15 protein-coding genes are annotated in these 22,083 nt (G+C 65.7%); 9 read left to right on the top strand and 6 right to left on the bottom strand.

Annotated features, from left to right (window positions below; all coding sequences use genetic code 11):
* Positions 1–20: 20 nt before the first annotated feature.
* The 3 genes from tyrS to AC1ROB_RS10940 all read left to right on the top strand — a co-directional run bounded on the left by tyrS (position 21) and on the right by AC1ROB_RS10940 (position 2,691).
* Positions 21–1,277, top strand: a complete 1,257-nt coding sequence (gene tyrS, locus AC1ROB_RS10950; protein WP_492971138.1) for a tyrosine--tRNA ligase — start codon at positions 21–23, stop codon at positions 1,275–1,277.
* Between the two features lie 6 nt (positions 1,278–1,283).
* Complete coding sequence (locus tag AC1ROB_RS10945) at positions 1,284–1,607, top strand: hypothetical protein (RefSeq protein WP_492971139.1); 324 nt, start codon at positions 1,284–1,286, stop codon at positions 1,605–1,607.
* A gap of 88 nt (positions 1,608–1,695) precedes the next feature.
* Complete coding sequence (locus tag AC1ROB_RS10940) at positions 1,696–2,691, top strand: LLM class flavin-dependent oxidoreductase (RefSeq protein WP_492971140.1); 996 nt, start codon at positions 1,696–1,698, stop codon at positions 2,689–2,691.
* Here AC1ROB_RS10940 and AC1ROB_RS10935 read toward each other — a convergent pair whose 3' ends face one another.
* On the bottom strand, positions 2,692–5,856 hold the full coding sequence (locus AC1ROB_RS10935) for a YhdP family protein (RefSeq protein ID WP_492971141.1): 3,165 nt from the start codon (positions 5,854–5,856) through the stop codon (positions 2,692–2,694).
* 152 nt (positions 5,857–6,008) lie between these two features.
* On the opposite strand from AC1ROB_RS10935, the gene AC1ROB_RS10930 reads away from it, so the two are divergent.
* The 4 genes from AC1ROB_RS10930 (at position 6,009) to AC1ROB_RS10915 (ending at position 11,727) form a co-directional block, all read left to right on the top strand.
* The gene (locus AC1ROB_RS10930) at positions 6,009–9,140 is read left to right on the top strand and encodes a bifunctional [glutamine synthetase] adenylyltransferase/[glutamine synthetase]-adenylyl-L-tyrosine phosphorylase (RefSeq protein WP_492971142.1); all 3,132 of its coding nucleotides are present in this window, start codon (positions 6,009–6,011) and stop codon (positions 9,138–9,140) included.
* Positions 9,112–9,687, top strand: coding sequence for a thioredoxin-dependent thiol peroxidase (bcp, locus tag AC1ROB_RS10925; protein ID WP_492971143.1), 576 nt, complete (start codon positions 9,112–9,114; stop codon positions 9,685–9,687). The genes AC1ROB_RS10930 and bcp overlap by 29 nt, the downstream gene beginning before the upstream one ends.
* A gap of 248 nt (positions 9,688–9,935) precedes the next feature.
* Entirely contained in the window at positions 9,936–11,252 is a 1,317-nt protein-coding gene (locus AC1ROB_RS10920) for a M23 family metallopeptidase (RefSeq protein ID WP_492971144.1), read from the top strand.
* Positions 11,209–11,727 (top strand): bactofilin family protein, encoded by a 519-nt coding sequence (locus AC1ROB_RS10915; RefSeq protein ID WP_492971145.1) that lies wholly within the window; start codon positions 11,209–11,211, stop codon positions 11,725–11,727. Before AC1ROB_RS10920 ends, AC1ROB_RS10915 begins: the two co-directional genes overlap by 44 nt.
* A 101-nt stretch (positions 11,728–11,828) precedes the next feature.
* Here the strand turns inward: AC1ROB_RS10915 and prfB are convergent.
* The 3 genes from prfB to AC1ROB_RS10900 all read right to left on the bottom strand — a co-directional run bounded on the left by prfB (position 11,829) and on the right by AC1ROB_RS10900 (position 15,395).
* Positions 11,829–12,942, bottom strand: a protein-coding gene (gene prfB, locus AC1ROB_RS10910) for a peptide chain release factor 2 (protein ID WP_492971146.1) whose coding sequence is annotated in 2 segments (ribosomal slippage) — positions 11,829–12,875 and positions 12,877–12,942 — 1,113 coding nt in all. Because the reading frame shifts where the segments join, the coding sequence is not laid out codon by codon here.
* 179 nt (positions 12,943–13,121) lie between these two features.
* Positions 13,122–13,877: a DsbA family protein gene (locus AC1ROB_RS10905; protein WP_492971147.1), complete on the bottom strand. Its 756-nt coding sequence runs from the start codon at positions 13,875–13,877 to the stop codon at positions 13,122–13,124.
* An 81-nt stretch (positions 13,878–13,958) separates the two neighbouring features.
* Positions 13,959–15,395 carry a M48 family metalloprotease gene (locus AC1ROB_RS10900; RefSeq protein WP_492971148.1) on the bottom strand — a complete coding sequence of 479 codons (1,437 nt, stop codon included), beginning with the start codon at positions 15,393–15,395 and terminating at the stop codon, positions 13,959–13,961.
* On the opposite strand from AC1ROB_RS10900, the gene AC1ROB_RS10895 reads away from it, so the two are divergent.
* Both AC1ROB_RS10895 and AC1ROB_RS10890 read left to right on the top strand, forming a co-directional pair.
* Entirely contained in the window at positions 15,394–16,968 is a 1,575-nt protein-coding gene (locus tag AC1ROB_RS10895) for a gamma-glutamyltransferase (RefSeq protein ID WP_492971150.1), read from the top strand. The genes AC1ROB_RS10900 and AC1ROB_RS10895 overlap by 2 nt on opposite strands.
* Positions 16,969–16,973: 5 nt before the next feature.
* Positions 16,974–18,125 carry a pyridoxal phosphate-dependent aminotransferase gene (locus tag AC1ROB_RS10890; RefSeq protein ID WP_492971151.1) on the top strand — a complete coding sequence of 384 codons (1,152 nt, stop codon included), beginning with the start codon at positions 16,974–16,976 and terminating at the stop codon, positions 18,123–18,125.
* 174 nt (positions 18,126–18,299) lie between these two features.
* Here the strand turns inward: AC1ROB_RS10890 and AC1ROB_RS10885 are convergent, their stop codons facing one another.
* Positions 18,300–18,785 (bottom strand): GNAT family N-acetyltransferase, encoded by a 486-nt coding sequence (locus AC1ROB_RS10885; RefSeq protein WP_492971152.1) that lies wholly within the window; start codon positions 18,783–18,785, stop codon positions 18,300–18,302.
* Positions 18,773–21,679: an Rne/Rng family ribonuclease gene (locus AC1ROB_RS10880; RefSeq protein WP_492971153.1), complete on the bottom strand. Its 2,907-nt coding sequence runs from the start codon at positions 21,677–21,679 to the stop codon at positions 18,773–18,775. Before AC1ROB_RS10880 ends, AC1ROB_RS10885 begins: the two co-directional genes overlap by 13 nt.
* Positions 21,680–22,083: the final 404 nt, after the last annotated feature.

The following is a 22,083-nucleotide window of genomic DNA, read 5'->3' as shown; positions in this document are numbered from 1 at the left end:
CAACCCGAGCCTTGAGTCCGATGACCGAGTTCAAATCCGAATTCCTGCGCACCATCTCGCAGCGCGGCTATCTGCACCAGTGCACCGATGGCGCGGCGCTGGACGCGCTGGCGCTGAAGCCCCAGGGCATCACCTGCTATGTCGGCTATGACTGCACCGGGCCGAGCCTGCATGTCGGCCATCTGCTCTCGATCATGATGCTGCGCCGCCTGCAGCAGGCCGGCCACAAGCCGATCGTGCTGATGGGCGGCGGCACCACCAAGGTGGGCGATCCGTCCGGCAAGGACGAGGCGCGCAAGCTGCTGACGGTGGATGGCATCCAGGCCAACATGGACAGCATCAAGACGGCGTTCAGCCGTTTCGTGACCTTCGGCGACGGGCCGTCGGATGCCATCATGGCCAACAATGCCGACTGGCTCGACCAGCTGCAGTATATCGACTTCCTGCGCGACTATGGCCGGCACTTCTCGGTCAACCGCATGCTGTCCTTCGACTCTGTGAAGCTGCGGCTCGACCGCGAGCAGCCGCTCAGCTTCCTCGAATTCAACTACATGATCCTGCAGGCCTACGACTTCGTCGAACTGGCGCGGCGCTATGACTGCAATCTGCAGATGGGCGGCTCGGACCAGTGGGGCAATATCGTCAACGGCGTCGAGCTTGGCCGCCGCAGCGCCGATCTCAGCCTGTTCGGCCTGACCTGTCCGCTGCTCACCACATCGTCGGGCCAGAAGATGGGCAAGACCGCCAATGGCGCGGTCTGGCTGAATGAAGACATGCTGTCGCATTACGATTACTGGCAGTACTGGCGCAATTGCGAAGACGCTGATGTCGGCCGCTTCCTCAAGCTGGTCACCGACCTGCCGCTGGACGAGATCGCAAAGCTGGAAGCCCTGCAGGGCGCCGAACTGAACGAGGCGAAGAAGATCCTCGCCACCGAGGCAACCGCGCTGTGTCGCGGCCGCGAAGCGGCGGAAGCCGCAGCGGACACGGCGAAGAAAGCCTTCGAGCAGGGCAGCTTCGGCGGCGACCTGCCGGTGGTGAAGATCGCGCGCGACCGGCTGAACGAGGGCATTGCTGCTTTTGCTCTGGTGCAGGAAGCCGGCTTCGCCAAGAGCGGCGGCGAGGCGCGCCGCCATATCCGCGGCAACGCCATCAAGCTGAACGATGCGGCCATTTCGGACGAGAACCTGAAGATCACGGCGGCCGATCTCGGCGCCGACGGCCAGCTGCGCCTGAGCTTCGGCAAGAAGCAACATGTGCTGATCGAGGCCGAGTAAGGCAGCATGGTTAGCCGCGGCGCAATCCTCGGCCTTGCGATTACCGCCTTCCTTGGCATGCCTGCGGCGCACGCGGCGGAAGAGATCGCTACCTCGTGTGCCCTCGCCATCAAGGCTGCTTTGACGCATTTCGAGGCTCGCGCCTTGGCAGCAAAGCCGGCTGAAAGCTTCCCCGCCGCCTTCACGGCCAAATATCGCAAGATGGTCTGCGAAGCCGATACCGGCGGTTACACGGTGGTCTTCGTTGCCGACTTTTTCATCACTGACCACGTTGTCCGCTACACCATCAACGACCGCTTCGAGGTCGTTGCGCTGAAGATTGAAGGATAGCGGCTTATGCGGTCGCGACGGACGGCTCTTGCCAATCCGCCGCCCTGTCCCATCTGATCGTCTTTCCGTCTGACCGTCCGGTGTTCCGATGATTCCGTTTTCCATGCTCGATCTGGTGCGCGTCATGCAGGGCGGCACGGTCTCCGATGCCTTCCGCAACAGCCTGGCGCTGGCGCAGAAGGCGGAAGAGATCGGCTTCACCCGCTTCTGGCTGGCCGAGCATCACAACAACCCGGGCATCGCCAGCGCCGCCACCGCCGTGGTGATCGGCCATATCGCCGGCGGCACCAAGACCCTCCGCGTCGGCTCCGGCGGCGTGATGCTGCCCAACCATGCACCATTGGTGATCGCCGAACAGTTCGGCACGCTGGAAGCACTGTTCCCCGGCCGCATCGATCTGGGGCTGGGCCGCGCACCGGGCACCGACCAGATGACGGCGCGCGCGCTGCGCCGCGACCTCGAAACCAGTTCCGAGCGCTTCCCGCAGGATGTGCAGGAGCTGCAGATGTATTTCGACACGCCGGAGCCGGGGCAGCATATCCAGGCGGTGCCCGGCGCCGGCCTGAAGGTGCCGCTGTGGATTCTCGGCTCCAGCCTGTTCGGCGCGCAGCTCGCCGCCATCCTCGGCCTGCCGTTTGCCTTCGCCTCGCATTTCGCGCCCGACCACATGATGCAGGCGCTGGACCTCTATCGGGCCAAGTTCGAGCCATCGGAACAGCTCGACAAACCCCATGCGATGCTGGCGGTCAACATCATCGCCGCCGATACCGATGCCGAGGCCCGGTATCTGTTCACGTCTTTCCAGCAGGCGGTGGCCAACCTGCTGCGCGGCCGGCCCGGCCTGACGCCGCCGCCGGTCGACGATATCGACCGGTACTGGTCGCCGGCCGAGCGCGCCGGCGCCGAACGCATGCTGGCCTGCTCGTTTGTCGGCGCGCCCAACACCGTCGAAACCGGCTTACGTCGGTTCATCGCCGCGACGCAGCCCGACGAGCTGATGATCACCACGCATATGTATGATCTGAAGGCGGCCCTGCATTCGCTGGACCTCACCGCCGGCATCCGCGCCGCGATGGCGTCTTAGCTACTGCTGCTGGAACTGCTGGAACTCGACTGCCGGCGGCGGACCCTTCTCGGCATCCTCCGGCGAGGGCGCGCGCACTTCCGGCGCCTGGAAGATGCGGCGCAGGAAGCCCGGCGCGATCACCGACAGCGGATTGATGGTGAACTGCGGATCGCTTTTCGCGCCGGAGACGGCGAAGTTGACGCCGATGATGCCGTCGCCGACCAGCAGGTCGCCGAGCAGCGGAATCTTGCCCAGCAGCGTGTTGAGCACGAAGGCCGGCACGGCAGTGCCGTTGACGCTGATGCTGTTGGCCTTGCCGTTCACCGTGCCGTCGAAGGTGATGCCGAGCTGCGGGCCGCTGAGCCGCGACGGTTTCAGCGTCAGCACGCGGTCCTTCTGCTCGAAGGGCACCTCGCCATTGTCGAACATGATGCCCTCGCCCGACAGCAGGTTGGCCAGGCCGGTGAAGCTGCCGATGCCGAGCAGCCGGGCCAGGAAGGGCGTGCGCACGGCGCGCACCGATTTCAGCGTCATGCGGCCGGCGAGCGGCTGCAGCGCCTGGGTATCGTCATAGGCGGCCGCGACATGCAGCGATCCACCCTGCATGTCGGTGATGCCGAGAAAATGCAGCACCGCACCGGCATTGTCGGAGTCCATCACCAGCCGGCGGCCGTTCAGCGCCGGCGAGATGTTGAGCGTCAGGCCGCCGGTGGTGGCGAAGCCGCCGGTGACGCTGACGCGCTCCATGCGGGTCGGCGCGCGCTGCGCCGCCACCGAGAGATTGCGCATCTCCAGGTCGTTGTCGATGCGCGCCTCGTCGAAGCGCAAGCTGAGCGTCATGCGCGGCTTGACCTCGCCCGGCGGGCTTTCGTCATTCATCACATCCTCGACGAAGCGGCGCAGGTCGTAGCGTTTGCCGCTGAGTTCGATCTGGGCGTCGCCATTGGCAGCAAAGGCGAGCCTGCCACTGGCGTCGTTCTCGCCGAATTTCAGGCTCTGCACATCGGCGCTCCAGCCGCCGTCATTCTGCAGCACGGCCCTGGCGCGCGCGCTGAGCGTCGGCCCGCTGATCTCGATCAGGTCGAACTGCACGGGCTGACCCGCCTTCGTGCGAATCTGCACCTTGCCTGCAGCGGCCTCGCCGGCGCCCTTGCCCAGATAGGCATCGGCAATGGCAATGGTCGTGTTGGTCAGGTCGAACTCGCCTCCGATCGCCACCTCGCCGCCGCGGCGCTCCTCGATATCCATCACGGCTTCGGCCGGGCCGTCGATATAAGGCGCCAGCGGATAGCCGAGCGCCTTGCGCTGCGCCTCGTCGATACGGCCTTTCAGGCTGTAGCGCGCCTGCACGGCGGCCCGCGCATTGAAGTCCTGCTTCCAGCCGATCTGCAAAGGCACGCCGTTCAGCGCCGCCTTGCCGCCGGCCTCCAGCCCTTTGGCATCCACCTTCATGGTCATGTCGCCATCGGCCAGGTCATAGCGGCCCATCAGGCCACTCATGGTCAGCGCCGTCATCGCCGCGTCGGCATTGACCTGGATATCGTCGATCTTCAGCGCCATCAGCAGCGGGAAACGGATTTTCCAGCGCACCTCGCCGGTGCCGCCCACCGTGGCCGCCTTGATGCCCATGCGCGAGGGGAAGCCGAGCGGTTTCTGGTCGATGATGGTCAGGATGTCGGCCGTCCGCCCGCGCGCCACCGAGGCGATTTCGGCATGCTGGTCGACATCCTGCAGGCCCGTGATACGCGCATGACCTTCGCCAACCAGAACCGGGCCGACCTTGCCGTTGTCGAGCGTCAGATCGAAGACATCGGCATTCAGGCTGGCGACGCCCTTCGCCTCGGTCAGCCGCGTCATCGGCGGCAGGTAGTTGACGCTGAGATTGTCGAAGGCGAAATCCAGCTTGATCGCCTGCGGCGGCAGGCGCGTCTCACCTGCCACCATCCCCGGCGTCAGCGCCGCCTCGAAGCGGCCGGTGCTGACCATGCCGCCGCTGATCCGGGTGGTGACCCAGTCGCGCGCATTCTTCGCCATGCCGGGCGGCCAGTAGCTGCTGAGCCGGTCGGTCGGCAGTTCGAAGAACTGGCCCTTGAGATCGACACCGTAGCGGTCGCCCTCGCTGCGTGTCACCATGCCGCTCATCGACAGGCGGAACTTGTCGGCAAAGGACAGGCTGGCTTCATCCAGCTTGACGATGCCTTTGGCGCCATCGGCCTGGCCGCGGAAGCGCGCCTGCTGCAGCGACAGCGGCGCCGGCAGCGTGCCGGGCACATTGATCTGGCCGGCGCCGGCGGTGAGATCGAAGGCGAGACCTAGGCGCTCGCCGCTTTCGTTCACATCCAGCGTCAGCGTGCCGTTGATCGGCGCGGCAACATAGGCGAGCGGCGCCAGCTCGGGCAGCACATCGGCGAAATCGGACGGCTCGATCTCGCTGAACCGCAGCACCACGCGGGCCGAGCGGTCGGCCGCGGTGTAATCGGCATCGAGATTGAGATCGACGCGACGGCCGCGCCAGTCGAGCGCACCGCTGGCCGAGGCGAAGACATGGCCGTCGCCGCGCTGGAAGGCGATGCGCGCCGAAGGCACGATCCAGCGCTGGTTCAGCTTCCAGTCCTCGATCACCAGGCGGTCGGCCAGGATCGAGACGTTTTCCAGCAGGCCCATCGAGTCACTGGGGTCGATCGGGCGCGACAGCATCTCGAAGATGCCGCCGAACATGCTCTGCGCCATATTGCCTTCGGGCGCGGTTTCCGCCGGCGGCGCCACCGGCGCATCGGTCACGGCATCGTCGACCGCCGGCACGCCGAAGCGGAAGCGGCCATCGGCATCGCGCACCAGCCGCGCCTCGATGCCGCTCATATGCACGAAGCGGGGCGCGATCACGCCGCGCAGCGCGGCGCGGGCGCTCAGCATCATGTCGACATTGGGCACCGTGAGGCCGACGCGATCATCGCTGCCGCGATAGCGCACATCGGTGACGCGCAGCCGGATGCCTTCGTCCTGCTCGGACCAGGCCAGTACCACATCGCCGATTTCGGCGCGGATGCCCAGTTGCGGCAGAGCCAGCGCCTCGCTGATATAGGGGGCCAGCACAGCCAGCGAAATCGGTCCCTGGGCGACCCGCCAGACCAGCAGGCCCGCCAGAAGGCATACCGTCACCACACTCGCGGTGACCGTACGCACCAGCAACCGACTCCACCGCAAAACCACCTGTCGCGCCCTCGCCGTCTCTTGTCTGCATCATGGCCGGGCCGCCGCAACAGTCCCGGTTCGACCACGGGCTTGACCCTGGCCGGAGTTTAGCCGAACTTCGACGCCACTTCGAGAGAAACGCCATGCCCGCCAATGCATTGCCGGCAAAATCGGTCAAAAAGAAGGCCGCTGCCCGGCCGCCCCGTAACGGTGCCGTGAAGACCGCCAAGAAAGCCGCGACAAAATCCGCCGCGCCGGACTGGCGCGACCTGCCCCGCCCCTACGATGCCGATGCCGCGGCGCGCGGCTTCGAGGCCTGGACCTTGATGCTGGCCGAACTACCGGACCGCGTGTTGGCCCGGCGACTGAAGACCGCCAGCGCCAAGGCCGGGCCGAAAGCCCTGCTGGCGGCGCTGTTCGGCAACAGCCCGTTCCTGAGCGACCTGGTCCTGCATGAGCCGGCCACGGTAGACCTGCTGTTCAGCGCCGGTCCCGATGCGGCGCTGGCCCAGGCCATCGCCGCGCTGAAAAAGATCGCGGCCAGGACGAAAGAGGCCGAAGCGCTGGCGGCGCCGCTGCGCATTGCCAAGCGCCAGGTGGCGCTGACCACGGCGGCCGCCGATATCGCCGGATTGTGGACGCTGGAGCAGATCACCGAGAGTCTGAGCGATTTCGCCGCGCTCAGTGTCGACAGTGCGATGGCCGCAGTGCTGCGCGAGGCGGCCGGCCGCGGCGACATCGAACTGCCATACCCGAAGGACCCCTGCCGCGAGTCAGGTTTCCTCGCGCTGGGCATGGGCAAGCTGGGGGCGCGCGAGCTGAACTATTCCAGCGATATCGACCTCATCATGCTCTACGACGCCGACACGGTGCGCTATCGCGGCCGCCGCTCGGCACTGGAATGCTATATCCGGCTGACGCAGCAGATGGTGCATCTGCTGCATGACCGCACCGAAGACGGCTATGTCTTCCGCACCGACCTGCGCCTGCGGCCCGATCCGGGCTCCTTCCCCGTCGTGGTCAATGTCGCGGAAGCGGAAAGCTATTACGAAAGCTTCGGGCAGAACTGGGAACGCGCGGCGATGATCAAGGCGCGGCCGGTGGGCGGCGACCTCGCCATGGGCGCGGCCTTCGTGAAGCATCTGACGCCTTATGTCTGGCGCAAGAATCTGGATTATGCCGCCATCGAGGACATCCAGTCGATCAAGCGGCAGATCCATGCCCATAAGGGCCATGCCGAAGTTGCCGTCGAAGGCCACAACATCAAACTCGGCCGTGGCGGCATCCGCGAGATCGAGTTCTTTGCCCAGACCCAGCAGCTGATTTCCGGCGGCCGCGACACGCGGCTGCGTGCGCCGCCCACCTGCACGGCCCTGCGCGCCCTGGTGGCGACCGAGCGCCTGAGCCAGAAGGCCTGCGACGAGCTGATCGAGGATTACCGCTTCCTGCGCCGGGTGGAGCATCGCCTGCAGATGATCCATGACGAGCAGACCCACACGCTGCCCACCGACCCGGCGACGCTGGCGCAGCTCAGCTGCTTCCTCGGCTATGACAAGCCGGCGCAGTTCCGCAAGGCCATGCTGGCCACGCTGGGCCGCGTGAAGACCTATTACGACAACCTGTTCGCCGAGGCGCCGGCGCTGGGCGCCGATGCCGGCGCGCTGGTCTTCACCGGCACCGACGACGACCCCGCCACGCTGGAAACACTGCGCGAGCTGGGCTTCAGCGATCCCTCCGAGGTGGCGGCCACCGTGCGCGGCTGGCATTTCGGCCGCTACCGCGCCATGCGCTCCGAACGGGCGCGCGAAAAACTCACCGCCATCATGCCGCAGCTGATGGAAGCGTTTTCGCGCACCGGCAGCGCCGACACGGCCTTCAAACGGTTCGACCATTTCCTCTCCAGCCTGCCGGCCGGCGTACAGCTCTTCTCGCTGCTGCAGGCCAATCCCGAGGTGCTGCATACGCTGGCCGAAGTGCTGGCGGCGGCGCCACAACTGGCCGAGGCGCTGGCGCAGAATGCCGCGCTGTTCGACAGCCTGATCGAATATGCCGACCATCCTGCTGCCTTTGAGCGCCCTGCACTAGCCAACAGCCTGAAACGCCAGATGCAGGCGGCGCGCGATTTCCAGGATGTGCTGGACTGGGCGCGGCGCTGGACCACCGAACTGAAGCTGCAGGTCGGCATCGGCCTCCTGCGCGGCAGCCTGGATGGCATGGCTGCCGGTGCGGGCTTAAGCGCGGTGGCCGATGTGGTGCTGGAAGACCTGCTGGAAAAGGTGGAAGCCGAATTCATCGCCCAGCATGGCCGCATCGCCAAATCCAGCATCGCGCTGGTCGGCTTCGGCCGGCTGGGCAGCCATGAACTGACTCTGGAATCCGATCTCGACCTGGTGCTGATCTTCGACTGCCCGGCCAAAGCGAAGGATTCCGACGGCCCGCGTCCGCTGACGCCGGGGCTGTATTTCACCCGCCTGTGCCAGCGTTTCATCAACGCCATCACTGCGATGACCGGCGAAGGCAGGTTGTATGAAATCGACATGCGCCTGCGGCCCAGCGGCGGCGCCGGGCCGATTGCGATTTCACTGGAGGCGTTTGCCGAATACCAGCGCAAGGAAGCCTGGACCTGGGAGCATATGGCGCTGACGCGCGCGCGCGTCGTCTGCGGCGAAGCGGCCCTGATGAAAAAAATCGACGCGCTGCGGCTGGATATCCTGACCACGAAGCGCGACGAGAAACGCCTGCTGGCCAATGTGGCGAGCATGCGGGCACGCATGGCGCGGCATAAGCCGGTGAACAATCCCTGGGACCTGAAGCAGCAGCGCGGCGGCCTGGTCGATCTGGAGTTCATGCTTCAGTATCTGCTGCTGCGGCATGGCAGCAGCAAACCGGCGATCCTGCAGCAGAATCCGCTGCAGGCGCTGGCGGCTTTGCGCAGCGCCAAGCTGGTCGATGCCAAAACCGCCGAGCGGCTGGAAACGGCGGCGAGACTCTATGCCACCCTGCTGGCGGTCAGCCGCATGGCCGGCCGCGACGAGGCGGCGCATCCTGAACACTGGCCGCCGCTGCTGGCCCATCGCCTGCCGGCGCTGGTGAAAAGCGCTGACATGGCGGCCCTGACGGCGCGGCTGGAAGCGATGCAGAAAAGCGTGCACAGTCTGTTCGATACCCTGGTCGCCGAGCCGGCCCGGCCTTATTTGTCGCTGGCCGATTCCGTCAACAACGACCCTTCCGAGGCAGGACAGTCCCATGGCGAAGACGACAACCAAGACCGTTAAGAAGGCCCCTAAGAAGGCCCCTGCACCGAAGAAGGCTGCCCCGAAAAAGGCGGCAGATGCCGCGCCTGGCCCGCAGGTGGGAGCCGGTCTTCAGGTAGGAGATCGGGCGCCCGCCTTCAGCCTGCCGACCGATGGCGGCGGCAAGGTGTCGCTGGCCAGCCTGAAGGGCAAAGCGGTGGTGCTGTACTTCTATCCCAAGGACGACACATCGGGTTGCACCGCCGAAGCCATCGCCTTCACCGCCGCCAAGGCGAAGTTCGACAAGGCCGGGGCGGTGGTGATCGGCTGCTCGCGCGACAGCGTCGCCGCCCACGACAAGTTCAAGACCAAGCACAAGCTGAAGCTGGTTCTGGCAGCCGACGAGTCGGGCCAGGCGACCGAGTCGTACGGGGTCTGGGGCGAGAAAAGTCTGTACGGCCGGGCCTATATGGGGATCGAGCGGGCCACCTTCCTGATCGATAGTTCGGGAAAAGTCGCGGCCGTCTGGCGCAAGGTGAAGGTACCCGGTCATGTCGAAGCTGTGCTGCAGGCGGTGCAGGCGCTGTAGAATCAAGCGCTTGCCAGCTTCATCCACACCCTGTGGATAACCCCTGAGACATACGTTAAGTATGTGTTCGCACGTGTTTTTTCGGAATTCGTAACAGATTCTTTCTTGCATTAACCAAGTTAAATAAGTCCTAATCGACCCCGCCGGAGGCCGGCAGATTTCATGACCAATCGGGGGGTTGAGTGACGCGACGCGCGAGACGGCAATGGCGGGAGTTGCGCGACCGCCTGTTCCCGGAACGGCAGATCATGTTCCGCAGCCGAGGCGACGTCCGCTACGTCGCGCTCTCGAGCCGCGGTCAGATGCTGATGGCCGTGAGCGTCGTCGCCTTCGCCGGCTGGATCGGCTACGCCTCCGTCAATGTCTTCTATCGCGACGCCATGCTGGATGCGCGCGACCGCCAGATCAGCGAACTGAAAATCGCCTACGACCGTCTGGCCACCAATTACGAAAAGGACCAGGAGAGCTTCGTCGTTGCCTCGCGCGACTTCGAGGAGCGCTATCGCCGGTTGTATGACATGGCGATGAAGCAGCGCACCCCGGCCCTGCCCGCCGATACCGCCGACGCCGCCAAGCAGGCGCCCGCCCAGACTCCGCCGGCCCAGACCGCTGCCAAGCCGCAGGTCGCGCCGAAATCCACCGAGGTTGCCAAGGCCGACCTGCCGAAGCTGCCGGAAACCAAGGCCGCCGACGCCAAGCCGGCCGAGGCCAAGATCGAGGATGTCGCCTCGGTCGAAGACCTGGAAGGCATGCTGCGCGAGTCCAAGGCCAAGCCGCCGGTGCCGGCGGTGAAGCCGCGCGACATCGAGACCCGGATTCTGAGCGTGCGCGGCCACCAGCGCGACCTGATGGACGAACTCGGCTCGCGCACCGAGAAAAGCACCACGCTGCTGGAAAAGGCGCTGCTGCGCACCGGCCTGGATATCAGCGCCATGCTGGCCCGCGCCGCCGAGGCGCGCGCCGATATCGGCGTGGGCGGTCCGCTGCGCTCGCTCAGCGATGCACCGGCAATCACGGGCGCCGTCAATGTCGCCGTCGCGTCGCTCGATCCGCTCGACCGCGAGATGAACACGCTGGAAGGCAAGCTCGGCCGCTGGGGTGAATTGCAGGCCCTGGCGCAGCGTCTGCCGCTCGACCTGCCGATGGCCGGCGAGCCGGAAATCTCCTCCACCTACGGCCGCCGGTCCGATCCCTTCACCAAGCAGCTGGCCTTCCATGCCGGCATCGATTTCATCGGCCCGAACCGCGCGCCGGTGATGGCTACCGCGCCCGGCGTGGTTGTCTTCGCCGGACGCAAAGGCCCCTATGGCCGCGCCGTGGAAATCGACCATGGCCTCGGCGTGAAAACGCGATATGCTCATCTGAGCGCGATTTCGGTCCAGGCAGGCGATACCGTCGGTTTCGGACGGCAGCTCGGTACCATGGGTTCCACCGGTCGCAGCACCGGTCAGCATCTGCATTACGAAATCCTGCTCGATGACGAGCAGATCGATCCCGGCAAATTCATCGAGGCTGGCTACCATGTTTTCAAACAGCAAGAAAACCAATCCGCCGGCCGCCGTTAAGCAGCTGCCGCCGTCCATCCTGAGCGCCGGCCTCACGGTCAACGGCGACCTCAACTCCGATGGCGAAGTGCAGATCGACTGCCTCGTCAACGGCGACGTCACTGCCGTACGCCTCGCCATCGGCGAGAATGCCAAGGTGGTCGGCGAAGTGGTGGCCGAACATGTGCTGGTGCGCGGCGAGGTGATCGGCCGCATCCGCGCCAAGTCGGTGGAACTCGACAAGACCGCCAAGGTGCGCGGCGATATCTGGCACGAGCTGCTGTCGATTGCCGCCGGCGCCAAGGTCGAAGGCCTGTGCAAGTTCGCCGAGAATCCGCGCGAAAGCGCGATTGGCGCCAAGCTGAGCGTGGTCGCCACCAGCGACATCGCCGAAGCCACCGAAAAGGCCGTGCAGAAGGCGATCAAGGCGGGCGCCAGCACGACCGACCTGCCTATGCCGGCCGCATTGCCGGGCCTCGCCCGCGCGACCAGCTGAATTCGGCGACCTGCGTTTACAGTAGCAGTCCTAGCAAACGGCAAAACGGCGACGCGTGTTCAGCGTCGCCGTTTTTGTTTGGTCTGACCGTTGCTGGGCGCTTACGCCGTCTCGCCGTTGCCGACCTTGGCCGCCAACTGCGCGGCCATGAAGGCGTCCAGATCGCCGTCGAGCACGCCTTGGGTGTCGCTGGTTTCCAGCTCGGTGCGCAGATCCTTCACCATCTGGTAGGGATGCAGCACATAGGAGCGGATCTGGTGGCCCCAGCCGATGTCGCTTTTTGAATCGAACACCGCCTGCTTCTCGGCTTCGCGCTTCTGCAACTCGCGCTCATAGAGCCTCGCCTTCAGCATCTTCATCGCCTCGTCGCGGTTGCGGTGCTGGCTCTTGTTGGTCTGGCAGGCCACGACAATCCCGGACGGCATATGCGTCATGCGCACGGCGGAATCGGTCTTGTTGACGTGCTGGCCGCCGGCGCCCGAAGCGCGGTAGGTGTCGATGCGCAGGTCCTTGTCCAGCACCTCGATCTCGATGGTGTCGTCCACCACCGGATAGACGCCGACGGACGAGAAACTGGTATGGCGGCGGGCGTTTGAATCGTAGGGCGAAATGCGCACCAGACGATGCACGCCGGTCTCGTTCTTCAGCCAGCCATAGGCATTTGGCCCGCTGACCTTGATGGTGGCCGATTTGATGCCGGCCTCCTCGCCTTCGCTCTCTTCCTGGAATTCGACCTTGTAGCCGTGCTTCTCGGCCCAGCGCACATACATGCGCAGGAGCATCGAGGCCCAGTCCTGGCTTTCGGTGCCGCCGGCGCCGGCATGCACTTCCAGGAAGCTGTCGTTCATGTCGGCTTCGCCCGACAGCAGGCTTTCCAGCCGCGCCTGGGCCACTTCCTTGCTGAGGCCCATGATCACGGCCTCGGCCTCATCGACCACGGCCTGGTCGCCCTCGGCTTCGCCCATTTCGATCAGGTCAATGCTGTCCTGCAGGGCCGATTCAAGACGGCGCTGCGTGGAGACGCCGCGGTCCAGCTTGGTGCGCTCGCGCATCAGCGCCTGCGCCTCGGCCGGCTTGTTCCACAGGCTGGGATCTTCCGAACGAGCGTTCAGTTCTTCCAGTTTCTTGACGGCATTATCCCAGTCAAAGAGACCTCCTCAGCAGCCCTAAGGACTGCTGGATCTCATCGGCCATCGCCCGAATTTCGGCGCGCATCGGTTACTTCCTGAACGGGGTTGGTTTTCGGGGCGGACCATAGGGTTTTTGCGGAGATTCGTCAAACCGGGCCGCTTATTCGTCGTCCCCGCGAAGGCGGGGACCCAGAGCCATCCGATAAATCTCACCAAGCCTCCTGGATTCCCACTTTCGCGGGAATGACGACAAAATGAGATGCACTAGCTCCGCGCGGCTTTCACCAGCTGGCGCAGGCTTTCGAGCGGGATGGCGCCGGGCACCCGCTGGTTGCCGATAATGAAGCCCGGGGTACCGTTGATGCCGAGCTTTTCCGCCAGCGCCAGATTGGCCTGGATGATCCGCTCGGTCTTGGGCGTCGCCATATCGGCCTTCAGCTTGTCCAGCTTCAGCCCGGCCTCGCCGGCCATACGCAGGACCTCGGCTTCCGGCAGCGCGCCGCGATGGGCCATCATGGCATTGTGGAAGGCGAAATACTTCGCGCCCTTGTCCTGTTCCAGAGCGGCGACAGCGGCGCGCGCGGCGACCACGCTTTCCGGCCCCAGCACCGGCAGTTCCTTCAGCACCACGCGCAGGTTCCTGTCTTCCCGGATCAGCGCATCGACGCTGGGCTGCACCTGCTTGCAATAGCCGCAGCGGTAATCGAAGAACTCGACCAGGGTGACATCGCCCTTCGGATTGCCGGCGACGAAGGACACGCCATCGTCGAGAAGCTCCTTGCGGCTGCTGGTGATGGCAGCCTGGAAATCGGCCTCCTGCTTGTGCAGCGCCTGCGCGGCTTCCGTCACGATCTCGGGGTGACGCACCAGCACTTCAAGAACTTTCGGATTCTCCATCAGCAGCTCGCGGATTTCCGCACGCATGGCATCCGAGAACGGCGGCACCTGCTGCTGGGCCTGCGCCGTACCGAAGCCGGCCAGGAGCAGTAGGACGAGAAGGCACGAGCGGAACAACGACATGATGGAATCCCTGGAAAAACGATGGCCCGGACTATGCCTGCACGACCGGCGCGGCGAAAGCCACAAGCGCGTGAAAGCCGCTCACTGGCGGCGCTGCATCCGCTTCTGGTCCTTGGCATTGGCGATGATGTCCTGGGCGCGCAGCCAGCCGGGCGAGCCCTCCTTCATCAGCCGCGCGGCGCGCTCGGCCTGGCCCTGCGCATCACGCAACACGCCCAAAACCAGGTAGCGTTCGGCCGAGGCCAGCGAGGCCATGCCGATATCGTTCTGCTTGCCATAGGCGACCGCGAGCTGCTGCCAGGCCGCCGAATTGTCGGGCTCGCGCAGGGTCACCTGCTTGAGGATGTCGACGGCCTCGCCCAGGCGGCTGGTATCCTCCAGCGCCACCAGACGCTGGCCGACACCATAAGCGAGCAGCGGCTCGCTGGGCGCCAGGCGATAGGCCTCCTGCATCGGCGGCAGCGAGTCCGCCACCTGGCCGAGGTTGAGCAGGATGTCGGCCTTCAGCTCGTGGAAATACGGATCGTTCGGATAGAGCCGGATCAGTTCGTCGGTCTCGCTCAGCGCACGCTTGAAATCGAGGCCGCGGAAATAGGCGAAGGCGCGGGCATAGCGACCATACAGCGAGGTATCGGTCTCGGGGTATTTGCGCAGGGTGGCGGGCAGGCCTTCCAGATAGCCGATCAGCTTGGCCTGCATGCGCTTGAAGCGGTCGATATTGGCCGGCGTGTCGGGCGTGTTCTTGTAGGGCGAGCGCTGCACCCGCGCCTCCAGCGCCGAGACGCGATCGAAGGACAGCGGATGGCTGCGGGCATAGGGGTCCTGACGCTCGTAGGCCAGCGCTTCCTGGTTGCCGATGATGCGCAGGAATTCCCCGAGGCCGGCGGCGCTCTGGCCGGTCTGCTCCAGCATGGTGGCGCCAGCCTGGTCGGCGGCCGATTCCTGGCTGCGGGTGAAGGCGAGGAAGTTGCGCTCGGCGATCTGCTGGCCGCCCAGGATGGCCGCCGCCGCGCCCTCGCCCGAGCCGGCCACGGCGGCGGCGGCGCCGAACAGCATGGACAGGATCATGGCGGTGGAAGCGGTGTCGATGGCATCGCCCATGCGGGCCAGATGGCCGCCGGAGATATGACCGATTTCATGGGCCAGCACGCCCAGCACCTGGGCCGGGCGTTCGGCACGGATCAGGAGGCCGGAATTGACAAAGATACGCTGGCCGCCGGCCACGAAGGCATTCAGGCTGCGGTCATTGACCAGATGCACCGTCAGGGCGTCATTGGACAATCCGGCGGTCGCGAACAGTGGCGCGGCGTAGGCGCGGATGGTATTTTCGATCTCGGCGTCGCGCACCAGGGAAATGGCGTTGCGGCGCTGGGCTTCGGCCGCGGTCGGCAGAATCGCACCGGCAGCCATCACCGCCACACAGCCGGCAGCCAAGACCCGGCGGCCGGTTTCAGCAAGACCGCAAATACCAGCACGACTGCCAAGCCCAGCAGCGACAGAGACGAGAGAACGGCGCATGGAAGATCCGCGTATGGCCATGGCGAAGCATTGTCCCAACAAAGCGGCTGCATCATGGCAGCTCCCCCTAGGTAAGCACGCCCTCCGGCTGCGTCAATGCGCCCTGCTCGCCATGGTGGCGCTGGGCGCGGCCGGTTGCGGCAAGGATAACGGCATCGAATCCCCCGCCAGCCCGGGCCAGATCGACTATCTGAAGGGCTTTGTGGGCGGCGTGGCCGCCGACGAGCCGCGCGCGGCCCTGATCGCTCGCAACATTTTGACCGCCGGCGGTTCGGCCGCCGATGCCGCCGTGGCAGCAGCGCTGGCCTATACCGTCACCTATCCGTCCGGCGCCAGCATGGGCAGCGGCGGCATGTGCGTGGCCAGCGACCCGGTGTCCAAGCGGGTGGAAACCATCGAATTCCCCTCCGTGGCGCCCAAGGATGGCGGCCCGGTGGCGATCCCCGGCCTGGTGCGCGGGCTGGGCCTGCTGCAGAGCCGCTATGGCCGGCTGCGCTGGGAAGCTGTGGTCACCCCGGCCGAGCAGTTGTCGCGCTTCGGCGAACCGACCAGCCGTGCCTTCGTGCAGGCCACGGTGGAAGTGCAGCCTTCGATCACTACCAGCCCCGGCCTGACACCGATCTATGGCACCCGCAGCGGAATGGTGCCGCAGGAAGGCGAACGGCGGGTACAACTCACGCTGGGCAATGTGCTGGCGCGCCTGCGCACCGCCGGCCCGGCCGAGCTGTATCAGGGCATGCTGGCCCACAGCCTGGTCGCCGACATGAACGCCGCCGGCAGCAAGATCACCATCGACGAACTGCGCGGCTATGTCGCCGGCGTCGGCAAGCCGATCGAGGTGCCGTTCGAGAACAGCATCACGCTCTACACCACCAACACCCCGGCGGGCGGCGCCGTTGCCGCCTGGCTGCTGGAGCAGGCCTTCGAGAGCACCTCGCTGTTCAGCAGCACCAGCGTGAAGAACGATAAATTCGCCGCCAGCCTGGGCCAGGCCTATCGCAGCGATCCCGCCACCCTGCAGATGGACGGTTTCGGTTCGGCCAGCATCGCCGTGATCGACCGCAAGGGCAGCGCCGTGGCCTGCGCCTTCAGCATGGGCACCGCCTTCGGCACACGGCAGGTGGGCCGCGAGACCGGCATCCTGTTTGCCGCGCCGCCCGGCGTGGCCGGCGACGAGACGCCGTATCTGACCGCGCTGGTCGGCTTCAACAAGCGCAACAGCCAGTCCTTCTTCGCCGCCAGCGGCAGCGGCGGCGCGCCGGCTGCGGCGGCCGTGTCCTACAGCGTGCTGCAGGCCGCCCTGAACAAGAAACAGAAAGAACCGGCCGTATCAGCCGTGGGCGAACCGCGCCTGTTCCAGGCCAGTCCGCAGTCGGTGCTGCTGGTGGAACCCAACACCAATCCGGCCCTGTACAAGGCCATGCAGGATCGCGGCGTGACGGTGAACCAGATCGGCCGGCTCGGCCGCGTCAATCTCGCCTACTGTTCGGACGGCCTGCCACGCGATCCTTCAGCCTGCAGCTTCGCCACCGATCCGCGTGGCTACGGCCTGGCCGTCGGCCGCCAGTTCTGAGCGTCATGAATAGTCCGAAGCCATCGAAACGCGGGGCCATCGACCCGTTCTTCGTCATGGAAGTGATGAAGGCGGCTGCGCTGCGCGAAGCCGCCGGCGGCGACGTGATCCATATGGAAGTGGGTCAGCCCTCGACGCCCGCGCCGCGTCGTGCGATCGAAGCGGCCACGGCCGCGGCGCAGAAGGATCCGCTGGGCTATACGCTGGCACTCGGCATTCCGCCGCTGCGCGCCGCGATCTCCAATCACTATCGCAGCTATTACGGCCTGGATGTGCCGGCCGAGCGCATCATCGTCACCACCGGATCCTCGGCGGGTTTCCAGCTCGCCTTCCTGTCGGCCTTCGATGCCGGCGACATGGTGGCGCTGGGCGAGCCGGCCTATCCGGCCTATCGCAATATCCTGAAGGCGCTCGACCTGCAGCCGGCGATGATCGTCACCGAGCCGGAGACGCGCTTCCAGCCGACGCCGGCACTGATCAACGCCCAGGCACCGCAGGCAAAAGGCGTGCTGGTGGCCAGCCCGGCCAACCCGACCGGCACGATGCTGGGCGAGCCCGAGATGAAGGCGCTGGTGGATGATTGTGCTGCGAAAGGCCGCTGGCTGATCGTCGACGAAATCTATCACGGCATCACCTACAATGGCCGCGCGCAGTCGGTGCTGGCGCTGACCGACCAGGCCATCGTGATCAACAGCTTCAGCAAATACTTCTCGATGACCGGCTGGCGGCTCGGCTGGATGGTGGTGCCGGAAAGCCTGCTGCGACCGATCGAATGCCTGACGCAGAATTTCTACATCTCGGCGCCCGGCATCAGCCAGGTGGCCGGCGTCGCCGCCATGTCGGCCTATGACGAGCTGGAAGCCAATGTCGCGCGCTATGCAAAGAACCGCGAGATTCTTCTCAATGAGTTGCCGCGCGCGGGCTTCGACAGACTGGCGCCGGCCGATGGCGCCTTCTACATCTATGCCGATATCAGCCGCTTCACCAACGACGCCAACGATTTCTGCAAGCGCATGCTGGCCGAGACCGGAATCGCGGCAACGCCCGGATTCGATTTCGACCGCGGCCGCGGCCATTACTTCATGCGCTATTCGTTTGCCGGCAGCACCGACCGCATGATCGAGGCGGCGAAGCGGCTGAAGACCTGGATGAAGTGACGATGCCTTAAAGGCAGCCTCATCCTCGGACTTGTTCCGAGGATCCATCTGCGCGTTCCGACGCTCTGGGGATTGGGATGGACCCTCGGGACAAGCCCGAGGGTGACGATCTTTCTTATAAAAAAATGGCCCGGATGAACCGGGCCATTTCACATTCTCAGAAAAACCGAAGCGTTACGCCGCCGGCAGCGTCTTGGCCATGTGGACCAACTCGCGGCCTTCGTATTGCTCCGAACCGGTTTCGGCATAGCCGAGATAGGCATAGAGGGCGCGGTTCTCGGTGAACATCGCATTGGTGTAGAGACGGATTTCGTTCAGGCCGCGCTGACGGGCCTGCTCTTCGGCGAAATCGAGCAGGCGACGGCCCAGACCCGTGCCCTGCTGGGTCGGATCGACGGCCACGCTCCAGATCAACAGATGATCCGGCGCCTGACGCAGCACCAGCGCACCGGCCAGACCGTCCTCGACGCCATCGACCACCCAGACCTCATAGGCCTGCAGCAGCCCGGCGGCGTCTTCGGCCATGGGCTGCGGCTCGGCGCCGATCCGCGGCACGTATTTCACATAGGCACGCTTCTGCAAGGCGCCGAGGCGCGCTTCATCGGCCCCGGACGCGCGACGGATCGCCGGTTCACTCACCCCCATAGTCAACGGCGCCACCACCCCTTCTTGGTCGGGGCCGCATCGGCAGGCTTGTCGGCACTGCCATCGGGCGCAATCACCACGGTCTCAAAGACCGGGCCGCTGTTCTGAACCGTGGCCTGAACCGGCACGACCAGGGGCTGCTCGACCGCCGGCGCCGGAACCGGCACAGGCGCGACCTCGACAGGCTTCAGGGCTTCGGGGGCATGGGCGGCAGGCGCCTTTGCCGGCGCCGGCTCTTCATCGTCGAACTCGAAATTCGGCACGCCATCCAGCATGGCGCCGAGCGCCGCCGGGGTCATCGCACCCTCGCTGATGCCGGCATTCATGCCGCCATCGTTGCGCGGGCGCTCCTCGCGACGCGGACGATCCTCACGCGGCGGACGTTCGCCACCGGCAGCACCATCTTCATCGCGACGACGACGACGACCGCCGCGACGACCGCGACGACGGCGACGGCCTTCGCCATCGCTGCCTTCCGCGCCGGCCTCGGCACCGGATTCGGTGCCGGACTCAGCGCCCTCGGCTGGCTCGTCACCCGGTTCGCCATCTTCGATAGCCGCATCGTCGCCTTCGCCGGACGCAGCCGCTTCGCCTTCGGCGCCGGCTTCAGCATCGTCACGCGGGGCACGTTCGCCATTGCGACCGCGACGACGACGACGACGACGGCGGCGGCGGGCTTCGCCCTCGGCCGCAGTCTCCTCGGTGCCATCGGCATTCGTCGTCTCTTCGGCCTCGCCGGCTACATCATCATCGCCGGCATCATCCTCGGGCTCGGCATAAGCCGACTCCTGGGTGATCGGACGCATGGGGTCGAGCTTGACAGGCGCTTCGGGGCGGTTCACGTCGCCCGGCTGGCGCGTCTTGCTGCGCTCGATGCGGAAGTCCGGCGGCACCAGGCTGGGATCGGCCGCCAGGATCACGCGCATCACATAGCGGCGTTCCATGTCGCCGATGCGGTCGCGCTTGTGGTTGAGCAGGTAGAGCGCCACTTCCGCCGACATCGCGACGGTGATCTCGGCCGAGCGGTCGCGGATGCCCTCTTCCTCGATGGCACGCAGCACGGTGAGCGCGGTGGACTCAATGGAGCGGACATAGCCACGGCCCTGGCAATGCGGGCAGGGCATGGTCGAGCTTTCCAGCAGGCTGGGACGCAGGCGCTGGCGCGACATCTCGAGCAGGCCGAAACCGGAGATGCGGCCGACCTGGATACGTGCGCGGTCATTACGCAGGCATTCCTTCAGCTTCTGCTCCACCTTGCGGATGTTGCGGTTCTCTTCCATGTCGATGAAATCGATCACGACGAGGCCGGCAAGATCGCGCAGACGCAGCTGGCGGGCGACTTCCTCGGCCGCCTCCAGGTTGGTCTTGTAGGCGGTCTCTTCGATATTGTGTTCGCGGGTCGACTTGCCCGAGTTCACGTCGATGGAGACCAGCGCTTCGGTCGGGTTGATGACGATGTAACCGCCCGAGCGCAGCTGCACGGTGGGCGAGAACATCGCGTCCAACTGCTGTTCGACCTGGTAGCGGGTGAACAGCGGGATCTTGTCCTGATACTGCTTCACGTTGTCGGCGTGATTGGGCATCAGCATCTGCATGAAGTCATGCGCGAAGCGGTAGCCCTCCTCGCCTTCCACGATCACTTCGTCGATCTGGTCCGAATAGAGATCGCGGATCGAACGCTTGATCAGGCCGGCCTCTTCATAGATCAGGGCCGGGGCCGAGGATTCCAGCGTGCGCTCGCGAATACTGTCCCAGCTGCGCAGCAGGTATTCGAAGTCGCGCTTGATCTCCGGCTTGGAGCGTTCCATGCCGGCGGTGCGCACGATCACGCCCATGCCGTCCTGGATATCCAGCTCCGCCGTGATCGCCTTGAGACGCTTGCGGTCGGCCTGCGACTGGATCTTGCGCGAAATGCCGCCGCCACGGGCGGTGTTGGGCATCAGCACGCAATAGCGGCCGGCCAACGACAGATAAGTGGTGAGGGCCGCGCCCTTGTTGCCGCGTTCTTCCTTGACGACCTGCACCAGCATGATCTGCCGGCGCTTGATGACTTCCTGAATCTTGTAGCGACGGAAGGCATTGGCGCGACGGCGACGACGGCTGTCGTCGGAATGATCGTCGCCCTTGCCGTTTTCCTTGGCTTCGGTTTCGTCGCCATGCTCGTCATCGCCGGGCTCTTCGCTGGCATGGAGCTCACCGCCATCGACAGGCGCCGAGATGCTCGGCACCGGCTCGGCCACATGCGGCACATTCCAGTAGGCCGGCTGGCCTTCGGCCGCGGCCGGGGCTTCGGTCGTCTCGGCCGCAGCTGGGGCTTCGGCGGATTCAGCCGGAGCAGCGGCGGCTTCCGCAGCCGGGGCAGCAGGTTCGGCAACCGGAGCGGCCGGCGCGTCTTCCGCAGCGGGCGCTTCAGCAGCAACCGGCTCGGGATCGCTGGCCTTGATCTCTTCGATGGTATCGAAATCGCCCTCAACGGTTTCGACGCCATGATCCTGATCGTCGTCGTGATCGTGATCGGCTTCGGCCGTTTCGCTGGCCTGCTGGTTGCGCGGACGGCGCGACGCCTTGCGGGCTTCCTCGGCGGCCAGTTCGGCTTCCTCGGCTTCGGCGGCGCGCGCCTCTTCCTCGGCCTGCTGCGCGAGCAGCGCCTGACGATCGGCGATCGGGATCTGGTAATAATCCGGATGGATTTCGCTGAAGGCCAGGAAGCCATGGCGGTTGCCGCCATACTCCACGAAGGCCGCCTGCAGCGAGGGCTCGACGCGGGTGACCCGCGCCAGATAGATGTTGCCCTTGTTTACCTGCTTGGTGGAGGTCTCGTAATCGAACTCTTCGAGCCGAGTACCCTTCACGACCACAACCCGGGTTTCCTCCGGATGGGTCGCATCAATCAACATACGCATGCCCATGAGGCACTATTCCTGCGGCGCAGCGCCGCCCGCGCGAATAACAGACGGCGGGGCGCCTTTGCTCTCGAAGCGGACTGCGGCCGGATCGGCCCGTTACGACTCCACAAGGGAGGGGTGACGGTAATGATCCTGATGACCAGTGAGTGGGCGCTTCATCAGCGGGTATAAACGCTGAGCGCGCCGCGGCGCCGGTCTGCCGAGCCTCCCATCCAGCCTGTGGCCGAACGGGTGCTCCGAAGGTTAAATCTCATCCGGTATGTCTTGAGCGCCGCTTTGAGGGCTCTTCCGCGCCAGGTCGCCTCCTTCGGGCTGAACTCTGGATGATTGCGGTCGGGCTCACCGTCGCTACGCCGACCCTTCCGCTCCTGCACCGGGGCCGGAAACAAGGCAAATCGCCTTGCTAC

The organism is Ferrovibrio sp. GW821-FHT12F09 (genome assembly GCF_058806775.1).
This window is presented reverse-complemented; position numbering and strand designations above follow the sequence as displayed.

Excerpts from the sequence above, each read along its gene's own strand:
- tyrS (WP_492971138.1), top strand. The coding sequence starts at position 21 with ATGACCGAGTTCAAATCCGAATTCCTGCGCACCATCTCGCAGCGCGGC.
- AC1ROB_RS10945 (WP_492971139.1), top strand. The coding sequence starts at position 1,284 with ATGGTTAGCCGCGGCGCAATCCTCGGCCTTGCGATTACCGCCTTCCTT.
- AC1ROB_RS10940 (WP_492971140.1), top strand. The coding sequence starts at position 1,696 with ATGATTCCGTTTTCCATGCTCGATCTGGTGCGCGTCATGCAGGGCGGC.
- AC1ROB_RS10930 (WP_492971142.1), top strand. The coding sequence starts at position 6,009 with ATGCCCGCCAATGCATTGCCGGCAAAATCGGTCAAAAAGAAGGCCGCT.
- bcp (WP_492971143.1), top strand. The coding sequence starts at position 9,112 with ATGGCGAAGACGACAACCAAGACCGTTAAGAAGGCCCCTAAGAAGGCC.
- AC1ROB_RS10920 (WP_492971144.1), top strand. The coding sequence starts at position 9,936 with ATGTTCCGCAGCCGAGGCGACGTCCGCTACGTCGCGCTCTCGAGCCGC.
- AC1ROB_RS10915 (WP_492971145.1), top strand. The coding sequence starts at position 11,209 with ATGTTTTCAAACAGCAAGAAAACCAATCCGCCGGCCGCCGTTAAGCAG.
- AC1ROB_RS10905 (WP_492971147.1), bottom strand. The coding sequence starts at position 13,877 with ATGTCGTTGTTCCGCTCGTGCCTTCTCGTCCTACTGCTCCTGGCCGGC.
- AC1ROB_RS10895 (WP_492971150.1), top strand. The coding sequence starts at position 15,394 with ATGGAAGATCCGCGTATGGCCATGGCGAAGCATTGTCCCAACAAAGCG.
- AC1ROB_RS10900 (WP_492971148.1), bottom strand. The coding sequence starts at position 15,395 with ATGCGCCGTTCTCTCGTCTCTGTCGCTGCTGGGCTTGGCAGTCGTGCT.
- AC1ROB_RS10890 (WP_492971151.1), top strand. The coding sequence starts at position 16,974 with ATGAATAGTCCGAAGCCATCGAAACGCGGGGCCATCGACCCGTTCTTC.
- AC1ROB_RS10880 (WP_492971153.1), bottom strand. The coding sequence starts at position 21,679 with ATGGGCATGCGTATGTTGATTGATGCGACCCATCCGGAGGAAACCCGG.